The sequence below is a fragment of the Pseudomonas kielensis genome, assembly GCF_030505375.1.
In the GTDB taxonomy this organism is placed as follows: domain Bacteria; phylum Pseudomonadota; class Gammaproteobacteria; order Pseudomonadales; family Pseudomonadaceae; genus Aquipseudomonas; species Aquipseudomonas kielensis.
On sequence record NZ_CP130043.1, the window covers coordinates 5,278,100 to 5,302,736 of the forward strand.

Below are 24,637 nucleotides of genomic sequence, written 5' to 3' on the forward strand. Positions count from 1 at the left end.
CCCTACCTTTTTCCTGCCCATACAAGCTGTTACTGTACGAACCATGTAGCCCAAGCCGCCTGGATCGGATCTCTGACTTGAAGCGTCCCCTGCCCCTCTTCCTGATCAGTCTGGCCTTGAGCTTCCCCGCCTGCGCGACGATCAGCGAAAGCCATGGTTATGCGCAGTTCGGCACACTCAAGTACCCGACACGTTTCACCCACTTCGACTGGGTAAACCCGCAAGCGCCCAAGGGCGGTACCTTGCGGCTCATGGCCTTTGGCACGTTCGATACCCTCAACCCCTACACCTTCAAGGGCACCAGCCCGGTCGCCACGGCCAACTTCCTGCAGTACGGCATCAACGAGCTGAACGAGCCGTTGATGGTCGGCACCGGCCAGTACGCGCCATCAGGGGATGAGCCGGCCTCCAGCTATGGCCTGATCGCCCAGTCCGTCGAATACAGCGAGGACCGCAGCTGGGTGGTGTTCAACCTACGGCCCGAAGCGCGCTTTCACGATGGCCATCCGATTACCGCCCGGGACGTGGCCTTCTCTTACCGGCTGCTGCTCAAGGAAGGCCATCCGCGCTACCGCACCAGCCTCCAGGAAGTGCAGCGGGTGGATATCCTCAACCCGCTGCGCATCCGCTTCGTGTTCAAGCGGGCGGGCAACCCCTTGCTGATCCTGCGCCTGGGCGAACTGCCGGTATTGCCCCAGCACTACTGGAAAGACCGCGACTTCAAGGCCACCACCTTCCAGGCGCCACTGGGCAGCGGGCCGTACCGCATCACCCAGGTGTCGCCAGGCCGGCAGTTGCTGTTCGAGCGAGTGAAGGATTACTGGGGCAAGGACTTGCCGGTCAATCGCGGCAAATACAACTACGATCGCGTGGAGGTGGAGTTCTATCGCGACAGCGACGTGGCGTTCGAAGCCTTCAAGGCCGGCGAGTTCGACATCTACATCGAGCACCAGGCGAAAAACTGGGCCAATGGCTACAACTTCCCCGCCGTACGCCGCGCTGAGGTGGTCAAGGCGCAGATCGAGCACCAGATCCCGACCCAGACCCAGGGCCTGTTCATGAACACCCGGCGCGCCGCCTTCGCCGACGCCAAGGTGCGCGAAGCCCTGGGCTTGATGTTCGACTTCGAGTGGACCAACCGCACCCTGTTCAGCGGCGCCTACAAACGGGCCATGAGTTTCTACCCCAACAGCGAATTCGCCGCCACGGGCCTGCCGGTGGGTCACGACTGGCTGCTGCTCTCGCCCTATCGCGAGCAGTTGCCCGCCAAGCTGTTCACCGCCCCCTTCAGCCTGCCGCAGACCGATGGCCGCGGGATCCCCCGCGACACCCTGCGCCAGGCCCTGGGCCTGCTCGCCGAGGCCGGGTGGAAGCTCAATGGCCAGCGCCTGCAGAACGCCGCCGGCCAACCGCTGCGCCTGGAGATCCTGCTGGTCAATCCGAACCTGGAGCGCATTCTCCAGCCCTACACGGAAAACCTCGCCAGCATCGGCATCGACGCCCGCCTGCGCACCGTCGACCGGGCCCAGTACAAGCAACGCCTGGACCAGTTCGATTTCGACATGATCCTGATGACCCTCGACCAGACCCTGAGTCCGGGCCTGGAGCAGTGGCAGTACTTTCACTCCAGCCAGGTCAAGGTCAAGGGCAGCAAGAATTACGCTGGCGTGGCCAACCCGGTGGTCGACCACCTGCTGGAGCAACTGCTGGCCGCCCAATCCCGTGACGCGCAAATAGCCGCCGGCAAGGCCCTGGACCGCGTACTGCTGTGGCAGCACTACATCATTCCCAACTGGTACATCAATTATCATCGCCTGGCGTACCGCAACCGGTTCGCCTTCGTCACCACGCCGCCCTACACCCTGGGGCTCAACGCCTGGTGGCTGAAGACTTCGGAGAAAGCCCAATGATGCCTTTGCGTACCCTGCTGGGCCTGGTCTTCGCAGGACTGGCCTGCGTCGCCCAAGCGGCCCCGCAACATGCCCTGACCCTGTACAACGAGCCCCCCAAGTACCCCGCTGACTTCAAGCACTTTGACTACGTCAATCCCGATGCGCCCAAAGGCGGGATCTTCCGCCAGGCCGGTTTCGGCGGGTTCGACAGCCTCAACCCCTTCATCAGCAAAGGCGTGCCGGCCGACAACATCGACCTGATCTACGACACCCTGGCTCGTCAAAGCCTGGATGAACCCTTCACCGAGTACGGATTGCTGGCCGGCAAGATCGAAAAGGCCCCGGACAACAGCTGGGTACGTTATTACCTGCGCCCCGAAGCCCGCTTCCATGACGGCCATCCGGTGCGCGCCGAGGACGTGGTGTTCAGCTTCCAGACCCTGATCAAGGACGGTGCGCCCCTGTACCGCGGCTACTACGGTGACGTCGCCGAGGTGATCGCCGAAGACCCGCTGCGGGTCCTGTTCAAGTTCAAGCACACCAATAACCGCGAGCTGCCACTGATCCTTGGCCAATTGCCGGTGCTGCCCAAACACTGGTGGCAAAACCGCGATTTCAGCAAAGGCAACCTCGAGGCGCCGCTGGGCAGCGGTCCTTACCAGGTCAGCCAGGTCAAGGCCGGGCGCTCGATCCGCTATCAGCGGGTCAAGGACTACTGGGGCAAGGACCTGCCGATCAATCGCGGCTTCTACAATTTCGACACCCTGAGCACCGACTACTACCGCGATAACACGGTGGCACTGGAGGCACTCAAGGCCGGTCAGTTCGATTACTGGCTGGAAATGACCGCCAAGAACTGGGCCAACGCCTACAACATTCCCGCCGTCACCGAAGGTCGGCTGATCAAGGAGCAGATCCCCAACGGCAACCCCACCGGCATGCAAGGTTTCGTCTACAACCTGCGCCGCCCGTTGTTCCAGGATGTGCGGGTACGCCAGGCCCTGAGCCTGCTGCTGGACTTCGAGTGGACCAATAAACAGCTGTTCAACGGTGCCTACGCCCGCACCCGCAGCTACTTCGAAAACTCGGAAATGGCCGCCAGCGGCCTGCCGGACGCCGAGCAGCTGGCGATCCTCGAACCCCTGCGCGGCAAGATCCCCGACCCAGTGTTCAGCCAGGCCTTCGAAAACTCGGTGTGTGACGGCAGCGGCATGATCCGCGCCCAGCAGCGTCAGGCCTACCAACTGTTGCAGGAAGCCGGCTGGCGCATTGTCGACGACAAGATGGTCGACACCACCGGCAAACCGGTCAGCATCGAGTTCCTGCTGGCCCAGACCGAATTCGAGCGGGTCCTGCTGCCGTTCAAGCGCAACCTCAGCGACTTGGGGATCGAGCTGGTGATCCGCCGGGTCGACGTCTCCCAGTACATCACCCGCGTGCGCTCGCGGGACTTCGACATGGTGGTCGGCAGCTTCCCGCAGTCCAACTCGCCGGGCAACGAACAGCGCGAGTTCTGGAAATCGGAAAGCGCCGACAAGCCCGGCAGCCGCAACACCATCGGCCTGAAGGACCCGGCCATCGACCAACTGGTGGAAGAACTGATCAACGCCGATTCGCGCCAGAGCCTGGTGGCCCACGCCAGGGCGCTCGACAGAGTGTTGCAATGGGGCTATTACGTGATCCCCAACTGGCACATCAAGACCTGGCGCGTGGCTTACTGGAATCACATCGGCCACCCCAGGATTTCGCCGGCCTATGACATAGGCATCAACACCTGGTGGATCAAGCCCGATGCCAAGCCCGCGATCGAGGTGCTGACCAACGAGCAAACCGAACCTGCAGGCGTGGAGCAATAAGATGCTGGCGTACATATTACGGCGACTGTTGCTGATCATCCCGACCCTGTTCGGCATCCTGTTGATCAACTTCGTGATCATCCAGGCGGCCCCCGGTGGCCCTGTGGAGCAGATGATCGCCAAGCTCGAAGGCTTTGAAGGCGCCACCAGCCGCATTGCCGGTGGCGGTGCGGAAGTCTCGGTGGCCGGTTCCAGCTACCGCGGCGCCCAGGGCCTGGACCCGGCGCTGATCAAGGAAATCGAGCACATGTACGGCTTCGACAAGTCGGCGCCGGAACGTTTGTGGATCATGATCAAGAACTACGCCCGCCTGGATTTCGGCGAAAGCTTCTTTCGTGACGCCAAGGTCATCGACCTGATCAAGGAAAAGATGCCGGTGTCGATCTCCCTGGGGCTGTGGAGCACCCTGATCATGTACCTGGTGTCGATCCCCCTGGGGATCGCCAAGGCCACCCGCCACGGCAGCCACTTCGACGTCTGGACCAGCTCGGCGATCATCGTCGGCTACGCGATCCCGGCGTTCCTGTTTGCCATTCTGCTGATCGTGGTGTTCGCCGGGGGCAGTTACCTGGACTGGTTCCCCTTGCGTGGCCTGACCTCGAACAACTTCGACGAATTGAGTTGGAGCGGCAAGATCCTCGACTACTTCTGGCACCTGGCGCTGCCTGTGACAGCGTTGGTGATCGGCAACTTCGCGACCATGACCCTGCTGACCAAGAACAGCTTTCTCGACGAAATCAACAAACAGTACGTGGTCACGGCCCGGGCCAAGGGGCTGACCCGCCATCGGGTGCTCTATGGCCACGTGTTCCGCAATGCCATGCTGCTGGTGATCGCCGGATTCCCCTCGGCCTTCATCGGGATTTTCTTCACCGGCTCCCTGCTGGTGGAGGTGATCTTCTCTCTCGACGGCCTCGGCTTGATGAGTTTCGAGGCGGCGATCAACCGCGACTACCCGGTGGTCTTCGGCACGCTGTTCATCTTCACCTTGCTCGGCCTGGTGGTGAAACTGATCGGCGACCTCACCTACACCCTGGTCGATCCGCGCATCGACTTCGAAACCCGGGAGCATTGAGATGAACCTATCCCCTCTCAACCGCCGGCGGTTCGAACTGTTCAAGGCCAACAAGCGTGGCTGGTGGTCGCTGTGGCTGTTCCTGATCCTGTTTGGCCTGAGCCTGGGCGCCGAACTGATTGCCAACGACAAGCCGCTGGCGGTGCACTACGACGGCGAGTGGTACTTCCCGGCGCTCAAGCGCTACCCGGAGACCACCTTCGGCGGCGAATTCCCGCTGGAGGCCAACTACAAGAGCCCCTACATCCGCGAACTGCTCAAGGCCAAGGACGCCTGGACCCTGTGGGCCCCCATCCCCTTCAGCTACCAGAGCATCAACTACGACCTGAAAGTCCCGGCCCCGGCCCCGCCCTCGGCGGATAACCTGCTGGGCACCGACGACCAGGGCCGGGACGTGCTCGCGCGGGTGATCTATGGCTTTCGGGTGTCGGTATTGTTTGCCCTGACCCTGACCGTGCTCAGCTCGATCATCGGCGTCATCGCCGGCGCCCTGCAGGGCTTTTATGGCGGCTGGGTCGACCTGCTGGGCCAGCGCTTCCTGGAAATCTGGTCGGGCTTGCCGGTGCTGTACCTGCTGATCATCCTCGCCAGCTTCGTGCAGCCCAATTTCTGGTGGCTGCTGGGGATCATGCTGCTGTTTTCCTGGATGAGCCTGGTGGACGTGGTGCGCGCCGAGTTCCTGCGTGGGCGCAACCTGGAATACGTGCGCGCCGCCCGGGCGCTGGGCATGCAGAACGGGGCAATCATGTTCCGCCATATCCTGCCCAACGCCATGGTCTCGACCATGACCTTCATGCCGTTCATTCTCACGGGCGCCATCGGCACCCTCACCGCCCTGGACTTCCTTGGTTTTGGCCTGCCGCCCGGCGCCCCGTCCCTGGGTGAGCTGGTGGCCCAGGGCAAATCCAACCTGCAGGCACCCTGGCTGGGCATCAGTGCCTTTGCCGTGCTGGCGGTGATGCTCAGCCTGCTGGTGTTTATCGGCGAGTCCGCTCGCGATGCCTTCGACCCGAGGAAGTGAAATGAGTCAGGACAATCTGATCGAAGTGCGCGACCTCAGCGTCGAGTTCGTGGTTGGCGAGCACCAGCAGCGCGTGGTGCAAGGCGTCAGCTTCGACATCAAGCGCGGGGAAACCCTGGCCCTGGTGGGCGAAAGCGGATCGGGCAAGTCGGTCACGGCGCACTCGATCCTGCGCCTGCTGCCCTACCCCCTGGCCCGTCACCCCACGGGGACCATCAACTACGCCGGGCACGACCTGCTGAGCCTGAAAGAGAAAACCATCCGCCACATCCGTGGTAACCGGATCGCGATGATCTTCCAGGAGCCCATGACCTCGCTGAACCCGCTGCACAGCATCGAGAAGCAGATCAACGAAGTGCTCGGGATCCACAAGGGCCTGACCGGCAAGGTCGCGACCCGGCGCACCCTGGAACTGCTGGAGCTGGTGGGCATCCCCGAGCCGCACAAGCGCCTCAAGGCCCTGCCCCACGAGTTGTCCGGCGGCCAACGCCAGCGGGTGATGATCGCCATGGCCCTGGCCAACGAGCCCGAACTGCTGATCGCCGACGAACCGACCACTGCGCTGGACGTCACCGTGCAGCTGAAAATCCTCGAGTTGCTCAAGGAGTTGCAGGCGCGCCTGGGCATGGCGCTGCTGCTGATCAGCCACGATTTGAACCTGGTGCAAAGAATTGCGCATCGGGTATGTGTCATGCAGCGCGGTTGCATCGTCGAACAGGCATCCTGTGAACAATTGTTTCGAGCGCCGCAGCATCCGTACACCCGTGAGCTGTTGGCCGCCGAGCCCAGCGGGCAGCCTGCAACCAATGAAATCGGGCCGCCGCTGCTGCAAGTCGAGGACCTGAAAGTCTGGTTCCCGATCAAGAAAGGCTTCTTGCGCAAGACGGTCGATTACGTAAAAGCGGTGGACGGCATCAACTTCAGCCTGCCCCAGGGTCAGACCCTGGGCATTGTCGGCGAGAGTGGCTCGGGAAAATCGACCCTGGGCCTGGCGATTTTGCGTCTGATCGCCAGCAAAGGCGCGATCCGCTTTGAAGGCAAGCAGCTGGACGGCTTGACGCAGCAGCAGGTCAGGCCGCTGCGGCGGGAGATGCAAGTGGTCTTCCAGGACCCCTTCGGCAGCCTGAGCCCACGCATGTGCGTGAGCCAGATCGTCGGCGAAGGCTTGCAGATCCACAAGATCGGTACGCAAGCCGAACAGGAGCTGGCTATCATTGCAGCCCTTGAGGAGGTAGGACTGGACCCGGCAACCCGGCACCGCTACCCCCATGAATTTTCCGGTGGGCAACGGCAAAGAATCGCCATTGCCCGGGCTTTAGTGCTAAAACCGGCGTTGATTTTGCTGGACGAGCCGACTTCGGCTCTGGACCGCACCGTGCAACGCCAAGTGGTTGAACTGCTGCGCAGACTGCAAAGCAAGTACAACCTGACGTATCTGTTTATCAGCCATGACCTGGCTGTGGTGAAAGCGCTTAGCCACCAGTTGATGGTGGTCAAGCATGGCCAAGTGGTCGAACAGGGAGACGCGCAAGGTATCTTTGCCGCCCCCCAACATCCGTATACACAGCAGTTGCTGGAAGCCGCTTTCCTGGCACCAGCCACTGCGCAATAACCTGAAAGAGGAGCAACACATGGGTTTTCTCGCCGGTAAGCGCGTACTGATCGTCGGTGTCGCCAGCAAGCTGTCCATCGCATCCGGCATCGCTGCCGCCATGCATCGCGAGGGCGCTGAGCTTGCCTTCACTTATCAGAACGACAAACTCAAGGGTCGCGTCGAAGAGTTCGCACAAGGCTGGGGCTCTAGCCCTGAGCTGTGCTTCCCGTGCGACGTGGCCAGCGATGAAGAAATCGCCAAGGTCTTCGAAGCACTGAGCAAGAAGTGGGACGGCCTGGACTGCATCGTGCACTCCGTCGGCTTCGCCCCGGGCGACCAACTGGACGGCGACTTCACCGAAGCCACCACCCGTGACGGTTTCCGCATTGCCCACGACATCAGCGCCTACAGCTTCGTGGCCCTGGCCAAGGCTGGTCGCGAAATGATGAAAGGCCGCAACGGCAGCCTGCTGACCCTGTCGTACCTGGGCGCCGAGCGCACCATGCCGAACTACAACGTAATGGGCATGGCCAAGGCTTCCCTGGAAGCTGGCGTACGTTACCTGGCCGGCTCCCTGGGCCCGGACGGTACCCGCGTGAACTGCGTATCGGCTGGCCCGATCCGCACCCTGGCGGCTTCCGGCATCAAGAACTTCCGCAAAATGCTGGCCGCCAACGAAGCGCAAACCCCGCTGCGTCGTAACGTCACCATCGACGAAGTCGGCAATGCCGGCGCGTTCCTGTGCTCGGACCTGGCGTCCGGCATCAGCGGCGAAATCATGTACGTGGACGGCGGCTTCAACACCACCGCCATGGGCAACATCGAAGAGTAATCTTCGCGTTGCACGAAAAAACCCGCCGATTACGGCGGGTTTTTTTATGGTTCTTCACGGAATCCCGGGAAACACAGAAACAAGAACGCCGATTTGATTGATGATGTTCGTGCGAGCAAACACATCTAACAAACCGGCGTTCTTATGCGCGATATTAATACTTTCCTTCCTTTTTGGGAGGGCTTTTCTGTCGTCACGATCAAGCCTGATGGTGACGCCCTCCAGATCGATCTGACACCCCACGCCACCCGATTCCCTTCCTGTGGCGGGTGCCAAAAACCCTGTTCAACCACGCATGAGTATTGCGAGCGAGTCATTCGTGATTTGCCCATTCTCGGTCGTGCGGTGCGCCTGAGCGTTTTGCTCCGACGCGTTGGTTGCCGCGACTGTGGTAAACGCATGGAGGCCGTCAGTTGGCTGGATCGCTATGCCCGCATGACGCGGCGTCTGGCAGAGGCGGTCATTCAAGCCTGTGAGCGCCTTCCCACGCTGCACGTGGCGCAGATGTTTGGGCTGCATTGGGACACCGTTCGGTTGCTGGAGCGTCGTGCCTTGCAAGCGGCATTGAGCGATCTGCCGAAGGCGCAACCACGGCGTCTGGTGATGGACGAGTTCGCCCTGTTCAAGGGCCATCGTTACGCCAGTGTGGTGCTGGATGCGGATACACGACGAGTGCTGTGGATCGGCGAAGGCCGCAGCCGGGCGGCGGTCAGGCCGTTTTTCGAAGAGCTGGGGCCAGAGGGATGCGCCCGAATCGAAGCGGTGGCAATGGACATGAACACCGCTTTTGACCTGGAGGTTCGTCAGCACTGTCCCAACGCGCGAGTGGTCTACGACCTCTTCCATGTGGTGGCCAAGTATGGCCGAGAGGTGATTGATCGGGTTCGTGTCGACGAAGCCAATCGACTGCGTCATGACAAGCCGGCCCGACAGGTCATCAAGCAGGCGCGTTGGCTGCTCCTGCGCAACCCGCAGAACCTGAAAACACCGGAGCAACAGGTCCGCTTGGAGGATCTGCTGGCGGCCAACCACGCGTTGATGAAGGTCTATTTGATGAAGACTGAACTCAAAACGCTTTGGACGCCGAGCACCGCTTGGGGTTGGCGATCGGCCTGGAAGCAATGGCTGCGCCATGCGCATGAAAGCGAAATACCGGCACTGATCCAGTTCGCCAAACGGCTAAAGACTTACTGGCGGGGCATCGTCAGCCGGGTTCGCTGGCCGATGCACACCGGTCAGTTGGAAGGAATAAATAATCGAATAAAGGTCATCAAGCGAATGGCGTACGGTTACCGGGATAGCGAGTTCTTTTTCATGAAGATCAAGAGCGTCTTTCCCGGTAATCCGTGAAGAACCTTTTTTATGCCTTGGGCTGAGCCCCCCTACCTCTTGGCAATCGCCGCCGATGCCGCCAGCATCGCCCGCAACAACACCGCACAACCCGCCGCCAGGTCGTCTGGCGCGGCGTTTTCAATTTCGTTGTGACTGATGCCGCCCTCGCACGGCACGAAGATCATCCCGGCCGGGCCCAGCTCAGCGAGGAAGATCGCGTCATGCCCCGCGCCACTGACGATGTCCATATGGGACAGGCCCAAGCCCTGGGCCGCGCCGCGTACGGCCTCGACACAGCCTTGGTCGAAGTACAACGGCGGGAAATCGGCGGTCGGCGTCAGCTCATAGGTCAGGCCGTGCTCCTGACAGGTACTGTCGATCACGTGGCGCACCTCGTCGATCATCGAGTCCAGGCGCGCCGGCTGCAGATGCCGGAAGTCCAGGGTCATGCGCACCTCGCCGGGGATCACGTTGCGCGATCCCGGATAGGCTTGCAGGCAACCAACGGTGCCACAGGCGTGGGGCTGATGACCAAGGGCCGCGCGATTGACCGCGCCGACGATCACGGCAGCGCCCACCAGGGCGTCCTTGCGCAGGTGCATCGGCGTCGGTCCGGCGTGGGCCTCGACACCGCGCAGCTTGAGATCGAACCATTTCTGCCCCAGCGCCCCCATCACCACGCCGATCGTCTTGCGCTCGTCCTCCAGGATCGGTCCTTGCTCGATGTGCGCTTCAAAGTAGGCCCCCACCGCATGCCCGCTGACCTGGCGCGGCCCGGCATAACCGATGGCGTTGAGGGCTTCACCGACGCTCACCCCCTCGGCATCGACCTTGGCCAGGGTTTCTTCCAGGGTGAACTTTTCGGCAAACACCCCGGAACCCATCATGCACGGGGCAAAACGCGAGCCCTCTTCGTTGGTCCAGACCACCACTTCCAGTGGCGCCTCGGTCTCTACTCCCAGGTCGTTGAGCGTGCGCAGCACTTCGACCCCGGCCAGCACGCCAAAACAGCCGTCGAACTTGCCGCCGGTGGGTTGGGTGTCGATGTGGCTGCCGGTCATCACCGGCGGCAAGTCCGGGTTGCGCCCCGGGCGACGGGCAAAAATGTTGCCGACGGCATCGATGCTCACGCTGCACCCAGCGTCCTCGCACCAGCGCACAAAGATGTCCCGGGCCTGGCGGTCAAGGTCAGTCAGCGCCAGGCGACAGACGCCGCCCTTGACCGTGGCGCCGAGCTTGGCCAGTTCCATGAGCGACTGCCACAGGCGGTCGCGATTGATGTGCTGATGGTTCGATTGCAGAACGTCTACGGCCGCGTTCATGGGGATCTCCTCAGGCTGTTATTGTTTTGTCAGGTACCAGGCAAATGCTCCGCTCTGTGGGAGCGGGCTTGCCCGCGATGAGGCCTGCAGTCATACCGCCGATTTCGCAATGGAAGCGTCCGGCCGCATCGTGCACAACCCGTAGTAAATCAGGCCTCCCAGGGCCGAACCGGTGAACCAGCCGTAGCTGTAGAACCAACTGAACGCATCGCTGCCCAGGGACAGCAGGGTCAGCACCACCGGTACGCCGAACGCGACGAAACCGAACCAGTTCCATGCCGGGTACACGTCATCGCGGTACAGCCCCGCCAGGTCCAGTCGCTGTTTCTTGATCAGGAAATAGTCCACCACCATGATCCCGGCAATCGGTCCGAGCAAGCTCGAATAACCCAGCAGCCAGTTGGAGTACACCGACTCAAGGCTGATCTCGGAGACAATCCAGCCCAGTTTTTTCAGCAACTCATGGCCCATCAGGGCCAGGCCCACGAATCCGGTGAGCATCACTGCCGTGGTCCGGTTGATCAGTTTGGGTGCCAGGTTCTGGAAGTCATTGGTGGGCGACACGATGTTCGCCGCGGTGTTGGTGGACAAGGTCGCGATGATGATCAAGGCCATGGCCAGCGCGACCCAGAGCGGGCTCTGGATGTGGCCGATGAGGGTCACCGGGTCGGACACTGTCACCCCCACCAGCTTTTCCGAAGCAGCAGTGAGCACTACGCCCAGGGCGGCGAACAGGAACATGGTCAGCGGCAGGCCAATGATTTGCCCGACGATCTGGTCCTTCTGGCTTTTGGCGTAGCGGCTGAAATCCGGAATGTTCAACGACAGGGTGGCCCAGAAGCCGACCATGGCGGTCAACCCGGCGAAAAAGTAACTCCAGACGCTGGCGCCTTCCGGGCGCTTGGGCGACTGCGCCAGCAACTCGGTCATGGAAACGTTCGGCATGGCCCACACCAGCAGCCCCAGCCCCACCAGTACCAACAGCGGCGCCGACAGCGTCTCCAGCCATTTGATCGACTCGGCCCCGCGCAGCACTACCCACAGGTTCAGGGCCCAGAACACCATGAAGCCAATGACCTCGCCGGTACCGCCGAGGGATTTCCAGCCCTCGAAGATCGAGCCCAGGAACAGGTGGATCGCCAGCCCGCCGAACATGGTCTGGATGCCGAACCAGCCGCAGGCCACCAGGGCGCGGATCAGACAGGGCACGTTGGAGCCAATCACCCCGAAGGAGGAGCGCAGCAATACCGGGAACGGAATACCGTACTTGGTCCCGGCAAACGCATTGAGGGTCAGTGGAATCAGGACGATGACGTTGGCCAGCAGGATCGCCAGCAGCGCTTCGCCGACGCTCAGGCCGAAGTACGCCGTCAGCACCCCGCCCAGGGTGTAGGTCGGCACGCAGATCGACATGCCGACCCACAGGGCGGTGATGTGCCATTTGTTCCAGGTGCGCTCGTGCACCTTGGTCGGGGCAATGTCGTGGTTGTACCTGGGGCTGTCGAGGACGTCACTGCCGGCGTCCAGTTCGTACAACCCGTCGCGCTCGGTGACCTGGGATCTGTTCTGTTGCATGGCCGCTCCACTGTTCTTTTGATTATTTTGCTCATCGGGCTGGCCAACGGAGTATCCGCGAGCCAAACGATGGCCGGAGAACTGACGACTTTTACCGACCGGCCAAGGTGTCAGCGGCGGCAATCAATAAGCGTGCCGCCGACGCTGCCAGGCTTTGCTGCGGATCAGTAAAATCCATGTAAACAACTGATATCAATTGGTTTCTGTTTCAAAACTATCCCGTCTGCAACAACCCGCCCGCACACTCAGGCTAACTGCCAGGCAAGTTGTCCAACCCGTCAGGACTCATTCTGGTGCGTTATATTTATAGATGAATTTCTCAAGCGCCACAGGCTGACCTCAAATGGCTGATTTCACATGACAAATCTCGACCATATTGGGTTCCTGTCAAGTGCGTCAAAATGGTGAACGGCTGCACCAATATGCGAATTTTCACTTTTATCCTTTTATATTCAATAACTTAAGATTGTTATAAGCATATAAAAAATATTCTTGCTCATTCGCTTAACTCCAGCTAGCGTTTAATCCTGACAGCGCTGACAGGAATATAACTTCCTTAGCCTGCTACATATAAAACACTTAGAACCGGCACAAGCCGGTCTTGCCTGCGAGGAACTCGGAATGTCTCTGTTGATCCGTGGCGCCACTGTTATTACCCATGATGAAAGTTACCGCGCCGATGTCCTCTGCGCCGACGGCCTGATCAAAGCCATCGGTAACAACCTGGAAGTTCCCGCAGGCTGCGAAGTGCTCGATGGCAGCGGGCAGTACCTGATGCCCGGCGGCATCGACCCTCACACCCACATGCAACTGCCCTTCATGGGCACAGTGGCCAGCGAAGACTTCTACAGCGGCACCGCCGCGGGCCTTGCCGGCGGCACCACCTCGATCATCGACTTCGTGATCCCCAACCCCCAGCAGTCCCTGCTCGAAGCGTTTCATCAATGGCGCGGCTGGGCCGAGAAGTCCGCCGCGGACTACGGCTTTCATGTCGCCATCACCTGGTGGAGCGAGCAGGTCCGCGAGGAAATGGCCGAGTTGGTCAGCCAGCATGGGGTCAACAGCTTCAAGCACTTTATGGCCTACAAGAACGCCATCATGGCGGCCGACGACACCCTGGTGGCCAGCTTCGAGCGCTGCCTGGAACTCGGGGCCGTGCCGACCGTACACGCGGAAAACGGCGAACTGGTCTACCACCTGCAACGCAAGTTGATGGCCCAGGGCATGACCGGGCCTGAAGCGCACCCGCTGTCGCGTCCGTCACAGGTCGAGGGTGAGGCGGCCAGCCGGGCGATCCGCATCGCCGAAACCCTTGGCACGCCGCTGTACCTGGTGCACGTCTCGACCAAGGAAGCCCTGGACGAAATCACCTATGCCCGCAGCAAGGGGCAACCGGTCTACGGTGAAGTGCTGGCTGGGCACCTGCTGCTGGACGACAGCGTCTACCAGCACCCGGACTGGCACACCGCCGCCGGCTACGTGATGAGCCCGCCCTTCCGCCCCCGCGGCCACCAAGAGGCGCTCTGGCACGGCCTGCAATCGGGCAACCTGCACACCACCGCCACCGACCACTGCTGTTTCTGCGCCGATCAGAAAGCCGCCGGTCGCGACGACTTCAGCAAGATCCCCAATGGCACGGCCGGCATCGAAGACCGCATGGCAGTGCTCTGGGATGAAGGCGTCAACAGCGGGCGGCTGTCGATGCAGGAGTTCGTGGCGCTGACCTCCACCAACACCGCGAAGATCTTCAACCTCTACCCGCGCAAGGGCGCGATCCGCGTGGGCGCCGATGCCGACCTGGTGCTGTGGGATCCACACGGCACTCGCACCATCTCGGCCAAGACCCATCACCAGCAAGTCGACTTCAACATCTTCGAAGGCAAGACCGTGCGCGGCATTCCCAGCCATACCATCAGCCAGGGCCGGCTGGTCTGGGCCGATGGCGACCTGCGGGCCGAACGGGGGGCCGGGCGCTACATCGAACGCCCGGCCTACCCGGCGGTATTCGACCTGCTGAGCAAGCGCGCCGAATTGCACAAGCCGGTGGCAGTGAAACGCTGAGATCCGGGCCCACACAGGCCATACAAAAACCAATGCCCGTCAGAGGCAAACCCTCAAATAACCGTGAGGCCAAGACCGTGATCAATTCCCTGAGCCACTTGCCCCATCCCCTTGAGGATGGCGCCACCCTCGCCGGCCATTTCAGCGACCTGGCCCCGCCCCTCACCGCGCGCCAGGCCGAGGTCGAAGCCTCGCGCTGCCTGTACTGCTACGACGCGCCGTGCGTCAACGCCTGCCCCAGCGAGATCGACATCCCCTCCTTCATCCGCAACATCCACCAGGACAACGTCCAGGGCGCCGCGCAGAAAATCCTCTCGGCGAACATTCTCGGCGGCAGTTGCGCCCGGGTCTGCCCGACCGAAATCCTCTGCCAGCATGCCTGCGTGCGCAACAACGCCGAAGAGTGCGCGCCGGTACTGATCGGCCTGTTGCAACGCTACGCCATCGACAACGCACACTTTCGCGAGCATCCGTTCCAGCGCGCCGCCGCCACCGGCAAGCGCATTGCTGTGGTCGGCGCCGGGCCCGCCGGATTGTCCTGCGCGCACCGCAGTGCCATGCACGGCCATGACGTGGTGATCTTCGAAGCCCGGGAAAAAGCCGGTGGTCTCAATGAATACGGGATCGCCAAGTACAAGCTGGTGGATGACTTCGCCCAGCACGAGCTGGATTTCCTCCTGCAAATCGGCGGCATCGAAATCCGCCACGGGCACAAGCTTGGCGACAACCTGAGCCTCAGCGACCTGCACCAACAGTTCGACGCCGTGTTCCTCGGCCTCGGCCTGGCCGCCAGCAAACAACTGGGGCTGCCCCACGAGGACGCGCCGGGGATGCTGGCCGCCACCGATTACATCCGCGAACTGCGCCAGACCGATGACCTCAGCCAACTGCCCCTGGCCGAGCATTGCATCGTCCTCGGCGCCGGCAACACCGCCATCGACATGGCGGTGCAAATGGCCCGCCTCGGCGCCCGCGACGTCAACCTGGTATACCGCCGGGGTGTGCCGGACATGGGCGCCACCGACCATGAACAGGACATCGCCAAGGCCAACCAGGTGCGCCTGCTGACCTGGGCCCAACCCGAGCAAGTACTGCTCGACGACCAGGGCCTGGTCCGCGGCATGCGCTTCGCCCGCACCCGCATGGATGAGGGGCGGCTGGTCACCACCGGCGAGACCTTCGAACTGGCCGCCGATGCCATTTTCAAGGCCATCGGCCAGAGCTTTGACGAGCACGCCCTGAGCGATCCGCTGGCCAGCCAACTGCAGCGCCAGGGCGGGCGAATCCAGGTGGACGAACAGATGCAAACCAGCATTCCCGGGGTCTATGCCGGGGGCGACTGCACCAGCCTCGACCAGGACCTTACCGTGCAAGCGGTGCAGCACGGCAAACTCGCCGCGCAAGCCATGCATGCCCGACTCATGCTCAACGTGGAGGCTGCGTAATGGCCGATCTCTCGATTGTCTTCGCCGGCATCAAGGCGCCCAACCCCTTCTGGCTGGCTTCAGCACCGCCCACCGACAAGGCCTACAACGTGGTTCGAGCCTTCGAGGCCGGTTGGGGCGGCGTGGTCTGGAAAACCCTGGGCGAGGACCCGGCGGCGGTCAACGTGTCATCGCGCTACTCCGCGCACTTTGGCGCCAACCGTGAAGTCATGGGCATCAACAACATCGAACTGATCACCGACCGCTCGCTGGAGATCAACCTGCGGGAAATCACCCAGGTCAAGAAAGACTGGCCGGACCGCGCCCTGATCGTCTCGCTGATGGTGCCCTGCGTCGAGGAGTCGTGGAAACACATCCTGCCGCTGGTTGAAGCCACCGGCGCGGACGGCATCGAGCTGAACTTCGGCTGCCCCCACGGCATGCCGGAGCGCGGCATGGGCGCGGCGGTGGGCCAGGTGCCGGAATACGTCGAACAAGTGACCCGCTGGTGCAAGACCTATTGCTCGCTGCCGGTGATCGTCAAGCTCACGCCGAACATCACCGACATCCGCGTCGCCGCCCGGGCGGCCCATCGTGGTGGGGCCGATGCGGTGTCACTGATCAATACCATCAACTCAATCACCAGCGTCGACCTCGACCGCATGGTCGCCCTGCCCATGGTCGGCACCCAGAGTACCCACGGCGGTTACTGCGGCTCGGCGGTCAAGCCGATTGCCTTGAACATGGTCGCCGAAATCGCCCGTGACCCGCAGACCCAGGGCCTGCCAATCTGCGGCATCGGTGGCATCGGCAGTTGGCGCGACGCCGCCGAATTCATGGCCCTGGGCAGCGGCGCGGTGCAAGTGTGCACGGCGGCAATGCTGCACGGCTTCCGGATCGTCGAGGACATGAAGGACGGCCTGTCGCGCTGGATGGACAGCCAAGGTTACGCCAGCGTGCAGGACTTCGCGGGGCGCGCGGTGGGCAACACCACCGACTGGAAGTACCTGGACATCAACTACCAGGTGATCGCCCGGATCGACCAGCAGGCCTGCATCGGCTGCGGACGTTGCCACATCGCCTGCGAAGACACCTCGCACCAGGCCGTTGCCAGCCTCAAGCAGGCCGACGGCAGCCACAAGTACCAGGTGATCGACGACGAATGCGTGGGCTGCAACCTGTGCCAGATCACCTGCCCGGTGCAGGATTGCATCGAGATGGTGCCGGTCGATAACGGCAAACCCTTCCTCGACTGGAACCATGATCCGCGTAATCCCTACCACGTCGCTATCTGACCGATCGTCATCGCGAGCAGACGGAGCGCCGCCCGTTTGCTCGCGATGAAGTCAGCCCGGACAATCCCGACCTCAAGGCTCCAACCCAATCCCGCGCAAGATCACACTGGTCACCGTCTGCACCGCCCTCTCGAACTGCATGTCCGACAGCGGCTGGTGCTCGTTGAGAATGTTCACCTGATGGTCGAAGTCGGCGTAGTGCTGGGTCGAGGCCCAGATCATGTACAGCAGGCTGGAAGGCTCGACCGGGAGGATGCGCTGGTCGTCGACCCATTGGCGGATTTTCGCTTCTTTCATCTTGGCCCAGTCGTACAGGCTGGCGTCCAGCGCCAGGCCCAGGGTCGGTGCGCCATGGATGATTTCGTTGGCCCAGACTTTCGAGCCATAGGGGCGGCTACGTGAGTGCTGCATTTTCGCGCGGATGTAGCTGCTCAACACCACCCGTGGATCATCGAACATCTCGAAGCACAGCGCGTCCTGTTTCCACACTTCCAGCAAGTCGAAGAGCACGGCGCTGTAAAGTTCGGTCTTGGTGCTGAAGTAGTAATGCAGGTTGGAGCGCGGCAATTGCACTTCCCTGGCAATGTCCGCCATCGCGGTGCTGCCAAAGCCTTTTTCGGCGAAGACTTTTTCCGCGGCCAGGAGGATTTTCTCGACGTTGCTGCGACGGATCTCGATCTTGTGATTGCCCATGGGGGCTCCCTGTCAGCGGCATTTCCCAAGACTAGCATTGGCGACACGCGAAACGAAACGTCGTACGCCCAAGGCCGCCAATGAGCGCAGCTCAGCCCAGCAACTGGCTCAGCACCGCGCGCAACTTGCCGGGTTTCACCGGTTTGTTGAGCAACGGCGCATCCAGTCTGTGCAAGGATTGCCGACATTGGTCGGTGCGGTCGGCAGTGATGATCACCGCCGGGATCACCTGCTGGAAATGCTCGCGCAAATGCCGCACCACCTCACTGCCCACCACCCCGTGGTCCAGGTGATAGTCCGCCAGAATCAGTTCCGGAGCCTGGCCCATCAAGTTGCTCAGGGCCGAGCTTTCATCCGTGGCCGTGACCACCTCGCAGCCCCACTGCCCAAGCAACGCACTCATGCTCTGCAGGATGCTCACTTCGTTGTCCAGCACCAGCAAGCGGCGGCCCGGCAGCGGATTGCCGGTGCCCGCCTGGGGCACCGCGAGGCTGATGGGCAACGGGATGTCGTCGCAGATCGGCACATCGATGCTGAACATCGACCCGCGTCCCGGCAAGGAATGCACCTGAACCCGGTAATCGAGGATCTTGGCGATCCGCTCGACAATCGCCAGGCCCAGGCCGACCCCCTTGCGGTCGGCCGCACGGCCGACATCCAGCTGATTGAATTCGAGGAAGATCGAGTCCAGACGATCTGCGGCAATGCCGCGCCCGGTGTCCCAGACTTCCAGGCGCAAGGCCGCGCCCCGCCGGCGGGCGGCCAGCAGGATGCTGCCCTGCTCGGTGTAGCGGCAGGCATTGCTGAGGAAGTTGCGCAGGATACGGGTCATCAGCCGCAGGTCGGTACGGATTCCGAAGTCCCCCATGCGCACCCGCAAGTTCAGCCCCGCAGCTTGAGCCACCGACTGGAACTCCGAGACCAGCGGGCCGAGCAGTTCGTCGAGCCGATACAGGGCCACGTCGGGCTTTACCGCGGCCTGGTCCAGGCGCGAGATGTCCAGCAAGTCGGTCAGCAGGTCCTCGGCCCCTTCCAGGGCCTGATGGGTGCGTTCCACCAACACCTGCTCGACCTCCGGCAGATGGCGCTCGCGCAGGGTCGAGACCAGCAGCCGCGCGGCGTTGAGCGGTTGCAGCAGGTCGTGACTGGCCGCCGCCAGGTACTTGTCCTTGCTGTGGTTGGCAGCCTGGGCGGCGTCCCGGGCTTCACGCAGGGCATGCTCGATCTGCTCGCGCTCGGCGATCTGCTGTTGCAGGTTGCGGTTGGCCTCGAGCAATTCGTCGGTGCGCGCGGTGACCCGCTGCTCCAGTTGATCATTGAGCTGTTGCAGGCGCTCCTGGGCCAGTTTGCGTTCGGTGATGTCGGCGACAAACCCTTCCACCAACCCTTCCTGATCGGGCTTGAGCAACAGGTTCATCAGCACGTCCAGCGCGCTGCCGTCCTTGCGCCGCAACTGGGTCTCGTAGCCCAGCAGGCTGCGCTCGCGTTGCAGGATCTCGCGAATCTGTTCCAGCTCGCGGGCACCACCGACAAACAGCGTGTCGGCCAGGTCTGTCAGGGAGAACAGCACATCCTGCGGGTCTGCGTAGCCGAGCATCCGCGCCAACGCCGGGTTGGCCGCGCGCATGCCCTCCAGCAGGCTGGCCTGGAACACCCCGTGCACGGCGTTTTCGAACAGCCACTTGTAGCGATTGCGCTCCGCTTCCAACTCTTTAAGGCGCGCTGCCAGCTCCGGGTAATGACTCTTGCGGGCCGAGTGATTGCCCAGCCCCAGCAGCCCGGCCAGCGCCTGTTGCTGCTGGTCAGAGGGCTTCGCCATAGACGACCTCGACATCCCGCTGACTGGACTCGCGCGGATTGGTGAGAATGCACGGGTCATCCATCGCGTGTTGCGAGAGGAACGGGATATCCGCCGTACTGACCCCATGCAGGCCCAGGGTTTCGTGGAAACCGATGGCATGCTTGAGGGCGATCAGGTGCTCCACCAGGCGCCCGCAGATCTGCCGGTGGTTAAGGCCACGGCAGTCGATGCCAAAGGTCTCGGCGATCACCTTGAAGCGCTCCGGCGCCGAGCTGTAGTTGAACGCCACCACGTGCTCCACCAGCACCGCGTTGCACAGCCCGTGCGGCAGGTCGAGAAAGCCACCCAGGCTATGGGACATGGCATGCACCGCGCCCAGGATCGCGTTGGAGAACGCCAGCCCGGCCTGCATGCTGCCGAGCATGATTTTTTCCCGCAGGGCGATGTCCGCCGGGTTGGCAATCATCTGCAACAGGTTGCCATTGATCAGCCGCATCGCCTCCAGGGCATGGGGATCGGTCAGCGGCCCGTGTCCGGTGGACACAAAGGCTTCGATGGCATGCACCAACGCATCGATGCCGGTACAGGCCGACAGGAACGGGTCCATGCTCAATGTGGTTTCCGGGTCGATCAGCGACACGTCGGGCACCACCGCCTTGCTGACAATGGAGAACTTCATGCGCTCCTGCTGGTTGGAGATGATCACGAACTGGGACACATCCGCCGAAGTACCGGCAGTGGTCGGGATCAGGATCAGCGGCGGGCTGGGGACACGAATGGTGTCCACGCCTTCGAACTCGAGAATGCTGCGCCCGTGGGCGACCACAATGCCAATGCCTTTGCCGCAGTCCATCGGGCTGCCGCCACCGACCGCGACAATCACGTCGCAGTGATTCTCCCGATACAGCTCGGCACCGAGCATGACTTCTTCGACCCGCGGGTTGGGCGACACATCGCTGTAGAGGAAGTAGTCGATGCCCTGGGCCTGCAGGCTGGCCTCGACATCCGCGACCCAGCCGGCGGCAATCACCCCCGGGTCGCTGACCACCAGCACCTTGCGGGCGCCGAAGGTCTTGGCATAGTTGCCGACGTTGTGCCGGCAACCGGCACCGAAGATGATTTCAGGGGAAACGAACTTACGCAGTTGGCTGAGACTCTGGCTCATTGGAAAGCCTGTTTTTTATTGTTTTGAAAGGTAACAGCCACACTAACCGATCCGCTGGTGAATGCAATCAGACCATTGGGTACCCCAAGCCTGAACCAGGCTTGGCGAGCTATCCGCGATAAATCAACCGTGAAGCCTTTTCATTGCGCAGCGTCAGCGCCTCCATGCCCGGCCCCGGCGCCTCGGCTTCTTCCCGGGCCTTGAGGATCACCCCATGGTGCGCCGACTTGCTGCACACCGGGTCAGCGTTGGCGGCATCCCCCGTGAGCATGAACGCCTGGCAGCGACAGCCACCCAGGTCCTTGTGCTTTTCATCGCAGGAACGGCACGGCTCCTTCATCCAGGCGTCACCGCGAAAGCGGTTGAAGCCGAACGAGTCATTCCAGATGTGCTCGATGCTGTGCTCGCGCACGTTGGGAAACGCCACGGGCAATTGCCGGGCGCTGTGGCACGGCAACGCGGTGCCGTCCGGGGTGATGTCGAGAAACAGGTTGGCCCAGCCGTTCATGCAGGTCTTGGGACGCTCCTCGTAGTAGTCCGGGGTGACGAAAATCAGTTTGCACGGATGGCCCTGGGCCTCGAGCCGCTGGCGGTAAGCCTGGGTGACCGCCTCGGCGCGCTCCAACTGGTCGCGGGTCGGCAGCAGGCCCACCCGGTTGAGTTCGGCCCAGCCATAGAACTGACAGGTGGCCAACTCGACAAAGTCAGCCTCCAGCTCCAGGCACAGCTCAATGATCTGCTCGATACGGTCGATATTGTGCCGGTGGGTGACAAAATTCAGCACCATCGGGTAACCCTCGGCCTTGACCGCCCGGGCCATGGCCAGCTTCTGGGCGAAGGCCTTGCGCGAGCCGGCGAGCATGTTGTTCACCGCTTCGTCGGCGGCCTGGAAACTGATCTGGATATGGTCCAGCCCAGCCACCTTGAAATTCTGCACTTTCTGTTCGGTCAGGCCAATGCCCGAGGTGATCAGGTTGGTGTAGTAGCCCATGTCCCGGGCGGCCTTGATCAGCTCGGCGAGGTCCTGGCGCACCAACGGCTCGCCACCGGAAAAGCCCAGTTGCGCGGCGCCCATGTCGCGGGCCTGGCGGAACACCCGGATCCACTCGGCGGTACTCAACTCCTCACCGTGCCGGGCAAAATCCAGCGGATTGGAGCAATAAGGGCATTGCAGCGGGCACCGATAGGTCAGCTCCGCCAGCAACCATAGCGGGGGGCCGGGTGGCGCCTCACTCAATCCAGAATTGCGCATGGGCCACCTCCAGGAATGCCAGGACATCCTCGTCGATCCCCGGCACCCCGGGGAAACTCGACGTCAGCTGGGCAATGATCGCCGCCACACTGCGCTGGCCGTCCACCAGGCTGAGGATCTGCCCGGCACTGGCGTTGAGCTTGATCATGCCCTCGGGGTACAGCAGCACGTGACAGTCCTGCCGCGGTTCCCATTGCAGGCGAAAACCCCGGCGCAGCAGCGGCGCCTGTTCGCGTTTGATCAGGCTCACAGGGCGATCCCCCGGTGCCAGACATTGGCGGCGGTCACCGTGTGGTACGGCGGGCGCTCCAGTTCGTAGGCCAGGCTCATGGCATCGAGCATGCTCCACAGCACATCGAGCTTGAACTGCAGGATCTCGAGCATCCGTTGCTGGCCGGCGGCGGTGACGTAGTGCGCCAGGGTGATCTGCAGCCCGTGCTCGACGTCGCGACGGGCCTGGCCCAGGCGTGTGCGGAAATACTGGTAGCCGGCCGGGTCGATCCAGGGGTAATGCTGGGGCCAGGCGTCCAGGCGCGACTGGTGGATCTGCGGGGCGAACAGCTCGGTCAGCGAACTGCTGGCCGCCTCCTGCCAGCAGGCGCGCCGGGCGAAATTGACATAGGCATCCACGGCAAACCGCACCCCCGGCAACACCAGTTCCTGGGACAACACTTGCTCGCGGGTCAGCCCCACGGCTTCGCCGAGGCGCAACCAGGCTTCGATCCCGCCTTCGCTGCCCGGCGCGCCATCGTGATCGAGCAGGCGTTGCAACCACTGGCGACGCACGTCGCGGTCCGGACAATTGGCCAGGATCGCCGCGTCCTTGAGCGGGATGTTCAACTGGTAATAGAACCGATTGGCGACCCAGCCCTGGATCTGCCGGCGAGTGGCACCCCCGGCGTACATGGTTTGGTGGAATGGGTGATGGATGTGGTAATAGGCGCCCTTGGCACGCAGGGCCGCTTCGAATTCGCTGGGGGTCATTGCCTGGTCAATCATGGTGCTTCTCCTCGCGGTTCGGTGGGGTCTGGGGGCATCGCGGGCAAGCCCGCTCCCACAAGGGTCCGAGTCAGCCTGCTCGCGAAAGCCCCTACAGGTCGATGTGCAGGCCGTCATAGGCCACTTCGATCCCGCGCCGCTCAAGCTCCGCCCGCTCGGCCGAGTCCGGGTCGAGGATCGGGTTGGTGTTGTTGATGTGGATCAGCACCTTGCGCTGGCGTGGGAACCCCTCCAGCACCTCCAGCATGCCGCCCGGGCCGCTTTGCGCCAGGTGCCCCATGTCGCGACCCAGGCTCTGGCCGACTTCGCACAGGCGCATCTCGTCATCGCGCCACAGCGTGCCATCGAGCAACAGGCAATCGGCGCGCTGCATCCAGCCCAGCAACTCGTCATCGACCTGGCCCAGGCCCGGGGCATAGAACAGTGAAGCACCGCTGCGCCGGTCCTCGATGAACAGGCCGATGGTGTCACCCGGCTGCGGATTGCCACGATTCGGCGAGTACGGCGGTGCGTTGCTGACCAACGGGATGGCCCGGAACTCAAGGTGCGCGCAAGCAGCGATGCTGAACGGCGCGCGGTCCAGGCCGATGGGCTGCCACTGCAGGCCGCCGTTCCAGTGGGTCAGCATGTTGAACAGGGGGAAACCGCTGCTCAGGTCCTGGTGGACCCGCTCGGTGCACCACACGGCGTGCGGACAACCTTCGCGCAGGCTCAACAGGCCGGTGCAGTGGTCGATCTGGCTGTCCATCAGGATGATCCCGGCAATCGCCGTATCCCGTAGCTGGCGCGCGGGTTGCAGCGCAGGGAAACTTTCCAGTTGCACGCGGATGTCCGGCGAGGCGTTGCACAGCACCCAATCCACACCGTTGTCACTCAAGGCAATCGACGACTGCGTCCGCCGTTGCGCCCGCAGGCTGCCCGCGCGCACGCCGGCGCACTGGCGGCAATTGCAATTCCACTGCGGAAAACCGCCACCGGCGGCGGAACCGAGGACACGGATGTGCATGGGCATTGCTCCAGATGGCAGGCCCGGCCAACGCAACGGCTGGCCGGGTGGTCAATCAACGGTTGGCGAAATACATCGTCACTTCGAAGCCAATGCGCAGATCGGTAAACGCGGGTTTAGTCCACATGGGTCATTCCTCTTCTTGTGCCGGGCGATTCCGGTACACGCATTAATGCACGGGACTTTAGGTGACCGAATGCTACTTTCGAAGGAGCTGGCGGGGTGATTTGGTAGGGGGTGTTTGTCCGATTTTCAGAAACACCATCAGACCTGTGGGAGCTGGCCGGGCGGCGCTCCGCTTGCCCGCGATAGGCATAGGTATCTACACAACTGTGGTGCGACGTCCGAGTACATATCCATTTCTTCGGTAAAGACCACCTATGGTTCCGCTCTTACAGCGGCTCACTTTTGAGAGCGCAAAAGTAAGCAAAACGCTCTTACC

The 24,637-nt window shown here is 62.5% G+C and carries 21 protein-coding genes; 10 read left to right on the forward strand and 11 right to left on the reverse strand.

Translation table 11 applies throughout. The annotated features are described in order from the left end of the window. Nucleotides 1–77: 77 nt before the first annotated feature. From Q1W70_RS24475 to fabI, 6 genes are read left to right on the forward strand one after another with little or no spacing between them, the layout of a single operon-like run. On the forward strand, nucleotides 78–1,910 hold the full coding sequence (locus tag Q1W70_RS24475) for an extracellular solute-binding protein (RefSeq protein ID WP_302098200.1): 1,833 nt from the start codon (nucleotides 78–80) through the stop codon (nucleotides 1,908–1,910). Continuing rightward, entirely contained in the window at nucleotides 1,907–3,748 is a 1,842-nt protein-coding gene (locus Q1W70_RS24480) for an extracellular solute-binding protein (RefSeq protein ID WP_166591131.1), read from the forward strand. The genes Q1W70_RS24475 and Q1W70_RS24480 overlap by 4 nt, the downstream gene beginning before the upstream one ends. Before the next feature lies 1 nt (nucleotide 3,749). Beyond that, complete coding sequence (locus Q1W70_RS24485) at nucleotides 3,750–4,823, forward strand: microcin C ABC transporter permease YejB (RefSeq protein ID WP_302098202.1); 1,074 nt, start codon at nucleotides 3,750–3,752, stop codon at nucleotides 4,821–4,823. Between the two features lies 1 nt (nucleotide 4,824). Next, a complete protein-coding gene (locus tag Q1W70_RS24490) occupies nucleotides 4,825–5,844 on the forward strand; it encodes an ABC transporter permease (protein ID WP_166591129.1) in 1,020 nt (339 codons plus the stop codon). A 1-nt stretch (nucleotide 5,845) separates the two neighbouring features. After that, on the forward strand, nucleotides 5,846–7,456 hold the full coding sequence (locus Q1W70_RS24495; protein WP_166591128.1) for an ABC transporter ATP-binding protein: 1,611 nt from the start codon (nucleotides 5,846–5,848) through the stop codon (nucleotides 7,454–7,456). Between the two features lie 19 nt (nucleotides 7,457–7,475). Further along, complete coding sequence (gene fabI, locus Q1W70_RS24500) at nucleotides 7,476–8,270, forward strand: enoyl-ACP reductase FabI (RefSeq protein WP_007910591.1); 795 nt, start codon at nucleotides 7,476–7,478, stop codon at nucleotides 8,268–8,270. 54 nt (nucleotides 8,271–8,324) lie between these two features. Here fabI and Q1W70_RS24505 read toward each other — a convergent pair whose 3' ends face one another. Beyond that, nucleotides 8,325–8,546 (reverse strand): hypothetical protein, encoded by a 222-nt coding sequence (locus tag Q1W70_RS24505; RefSeq protein WP_256669976.1) that lies wholly within the window; start codon nucleotides 8,544–8,546, stop codon nucleotides 8,325–8,327. Here Q1W70_RS24505 and Q1W70_RS24510 point away from each other — a divergent pair. Continuing rightward, nucleotides 8,469–9,620, forward strand: a complete 1,152-nt coding sequence (locus tag Q1W70_RS24510) for an ISL3 family transposase (RefSeq protein WP_302098917.1) — start codon at nucleotides 8,469–8,471, stop codon at nucleotides 9,618–9,620. The genes Q1W70_RS24505 and Q1W70_RS24510 overlap by 78 nt on opposite strands. A gap of 32 nt (nucleotides 9,621–9,652) precedes the next feature. Here the strand turns inward: Q1W70_RS24510 and Q1W70_RS24515 are convergent, their stop codons facing one another. Further along, nucleotides 9,653–10,924, reverse strand: a complete 1,272-nt coding sequence (locus tag Q1W70_RS24515) for a Zn-dependent hydrolase (protein ID WP_166591612.1) — start codon at nucleotides 10,922–10,924, stop codon at nucleotides 9,653–9,655. A 90-nt stretch (nucleotides 10,925–11,014) separates the two neighbouring features. Beyond that, entirely contained in the window at nucleotides 11,015–12,499 is a 1,485-nt protein-coding gene (locus Q1W70_RS24520) for an NCS1 family nucleobase:cation symporter-1 (protein WP_166591611.1), read from the reverse strand. Nucleotides 12,500–13,120: 621 nt separating this feature from the next. Between Q1W70_RS24520 and hydA the strand changes: the two genes are divergently transcribed. The 3 genes from hydA (at nucleotide 13,121) to preA (ending at nucleotide 17,279) form a co-directional block, all read left to right on the forward strand. Next, complete coding sequence (gene hydA, locus Q1W70_RS24525) at nucleotides 13,121–14,560, forward strand: dihydropyrimidinase (RefSeq protein ID WP_166591610.1); 1,440 nt, start codon at nucleotides 13,121–13,123, stop codon at nucleotides 14,558–14,560. Between the two features lie 77 nt (nucleotides 14,561–14,637). Next, nucleotides 14,638–16,005: an NAD(P)-dependent oxidoreductase gene (locus tag Q1W70_RS24530; RefSeq protein WP_182344615.1), complete on the forward strand. Its 1,368-nt coding sequence runs from the start codon at nucleotides 14,638–14,640 to the stop codon at nucleotides 16,003–16,005. Further along, nucleotides 16,005–17,279 (forward strand): NAD-dependent dihydropyrimidine dehydrogenase subunit PreA, encoded by a 1,275-nt coding sequence (gene preA / locus Q1W70_RS24535; RefSeq protein WP_182344613.1) that lies wholly within the window; start codon nucleotides 16,005–16,007, stop codon nucleotides 17,277–17,279. The genes Q1W70_RS24530 and preA overlap by 1 nt, the downstream gene beginning before the upstream one ends. Nucleotides 17,280–17,351: 72 nt before the next feature. Here preA and Q1W70_RS24540 read toward each other — a convergent pair whose 3' ends face one another. The 8 genes from Q1W70_RS24540 to pqqA form a co-directional block, all read right to left on the reverse strand. Then, entirely contained in the window at nucleotides 17,352–17,972 is a 621-nt protein-coding gene (locus Q1W70_RS24540) for a TetR/AcrR family transcriptional regulator (protein WP_166591607.1), read from the reverse strand. Nucleotides 17,973–18,063: 91 nt separating this feature from the next. Continuing rightward, nucleotides 18,064–19,791 (reverse strand): PAS domain-containing hybrid sensor histidine kinase/response regulator, encoded by a 1,728-nt coding sequence (locus Q1W70_RS24545; RefSeq protein WP_166591606.1) that lies wholly within the window; start codon nucleotides 19,789–19,791, stop codon nucleotides 18,064–18,066. Further along, a complete protein-coding gene (ercA, locus tag Q1W70_RS24550; protein ID WP_302098214.1) occupies nucleotides 19,775–20,938 on the reverse strand; it encodes an alcohol dehydrogenase-like regulatory protein ErcA in 1,164 nt (387 codons plus the stop codon). Before ercA ends, Q1W70_RS24545 begins: the two co-directional genes overlap by 17 nt. A 109-nt stretch (nucleotides 20,939–21,047) precedes the next feature. Further along, the gene (gene pqqE, locus Q1W70_RS24555; RefSeq protein ID WP_302098216.1) at nucleotides 21,048–22,190 is read right to left on the reverse strand and encodes a pyrroloquinoline quinone biosynthesis protein PqqE; all 1,143 of its coding nucleotides are present in this window, start codon (nucleotides 22,188–22,190) and stop codon (nucleotides 21,048–21,050) included. Further along, on the reverse strand, nucleotides 22,168–22,440 hold the full coding sequence (gene pqqD, locus Q1W70_RS24560; protein WP_166591604.1) for a pyrroloquinoline quinone biosynthesis peptide chaperone PqqD: 273 nt from the start codon (nucleotides 22,438–22,440) through the stop codon (nucleotides 22,168–22,170). Before pqqD ends, pqqE begins: the two co-directional genes overlap by 23 nt. After that, nucleotides 22,437–23,189: a pyrroloquinoline-quinone synthase PqqC gene (pqqC, locus tag Q1W70_RS24565; protein ID WP_166591603.1), complete on the reverse strand. Its 753-nt coding sequence runs from the start codon at nucleotides 23,187–23,189 to the stop codon at nucleotides 22,437–22,439. Before pqqC ends, pqqD begins: the two co-directional genes overlap by 4 nt. A 91-nt stretch (nucleotides 23,190–23,280) precedes the next feature. After that, nucleotides 23,281–24,195 carry a pyrroloquinoline quinone biosynthesis protein PqqB gene (pqqB, locus tag Q1W70_RS24570; protein WP_166591602.1) on the reverse strand — a complete coding sequence of 305 codons (915 nt, stop codon included), beginning with the start codon at nucleotides 24,193–24,195 and terminating at the stop codon, nucleotides 23,281–23,283. A gap of 55 nt (nucleotides 24,196–24,250) precedes the next feature. Next, entirely contained in the window at nucleotides 24,251–24,322 is a 72-nt protein-coding gene (pqqA, locus tag Q1W70_RS24575; protein ID WP_003253598.1) for a pyrroloquinoline quinone precursor peptide PqqA, read from the reverse strand. Between the last annotated feature and the right edge of the window lie 315 nt (nucleotides 24,323–24,637).

Bases quoted from the DNA above. Each gene is read 5' to 3' on its own strand.
- Q1W70_RS24480 (WP_166591131.1), top strand. From the start codon at position 1,907: ATGATGCCTTTGCGTACCCTGCTGGGCCTGGTCTTCGCAGGACTGGCC.
- Q1W70_RS24485 (WP_302098202.1), top strand. From the start codon at position 3,750: ATGCTGGCGTACATATTACGGCGACTGTTGCTGATCATCCCGACCCTG.
- Q1W70_RS24490 (WP_166591129.1), top strand. From the start codon at position 4,825: ATGAACCTATCCCCTCTCAACCGCCGGCGGTTCGAACTGTTCAAGGCC.
- Q1W70_RS24495 (WP_166591128.1), top strand. From the start codon at position 5,846: ATGAGTCAGGACAATCTGATCGAAGTGCGCGACCTCAGCGTCGAGTTC.
- fabI (WP_007910591.1), top strand. From the start codon at position 7,476: ATGGGTTTTCTCGCCGGTAAGCGCGTACTGATCGTCGGTGTCGCCAGC.
- Q1W70_RS24515 (WP_166591612.1), bottom strand. From the start codon at position 10,924: ATGAACGCGGCCGTAGACGTTCTGCAATCGAACCATCAGCACATCAAT.
- Q1W70_RS24520 (WP_166591611.1), bottom strand. From the start codon at position 12,499: ATGCAACAGAACAGATCCCAGGTCACCGAGCGCGACGGGTTGTACGAA.
- hydA (WP_166591610.1), top strand. From the start codon at position 13,121: ATGTCTCTGTTGATCCGTGGCGCCACTGTTATTACCCATGATGAAAGT.
- preA (WP_182344613.1), top strand. From the start codon at position 16,005: ATGGCCGATCTCTCGATTGTCTTCGCCGGCATCAAGGCGCCCAACCCC.
- Q1W70_RS24540 (WP_166591607.1), bottom strand. From the start codon at position 17,972: ATGGGCAATCACAAGATCGAGATCCGTCGCAGCAACGTCGAGAAAATC.
- Q1W70_RS24545 (WP_166591606.1), bottom strand. From the start codon at position 19,791: ATGGCGAAGCCCTCTGACCAGCAGCAACAGGCGCTGGCCGGGCTGCTG.
- ercA (WP_302098214.1), bottom strand. From the start codon at position 20,938: ATGAGCCAGAGTCTCAGCCAACTGCGTAAGTTCGTTTCCCCTGAAATC.
- pqqE (WP_302098216.1), bottom strand. From the start codon at position 22,190: ATGCGCAATTCTGGATTGAGTGAGGCGCCACCCGGCCCCCCGCTATGG.
- pqqC (WP_166591603.1), bottom strand. From the start codon at position 23,189: ATGATTGACCAGGCAATGACCCCCAGCGAATTCGAAGCGGCCCTGCGT.
- pqqB (WP_166591602.1), bottom strand. From the start codon at position 24,195: ATGCACATCCGTGTCCTCGGTTCCGCCGCCGGTGGCGGTTTTCCGCAG.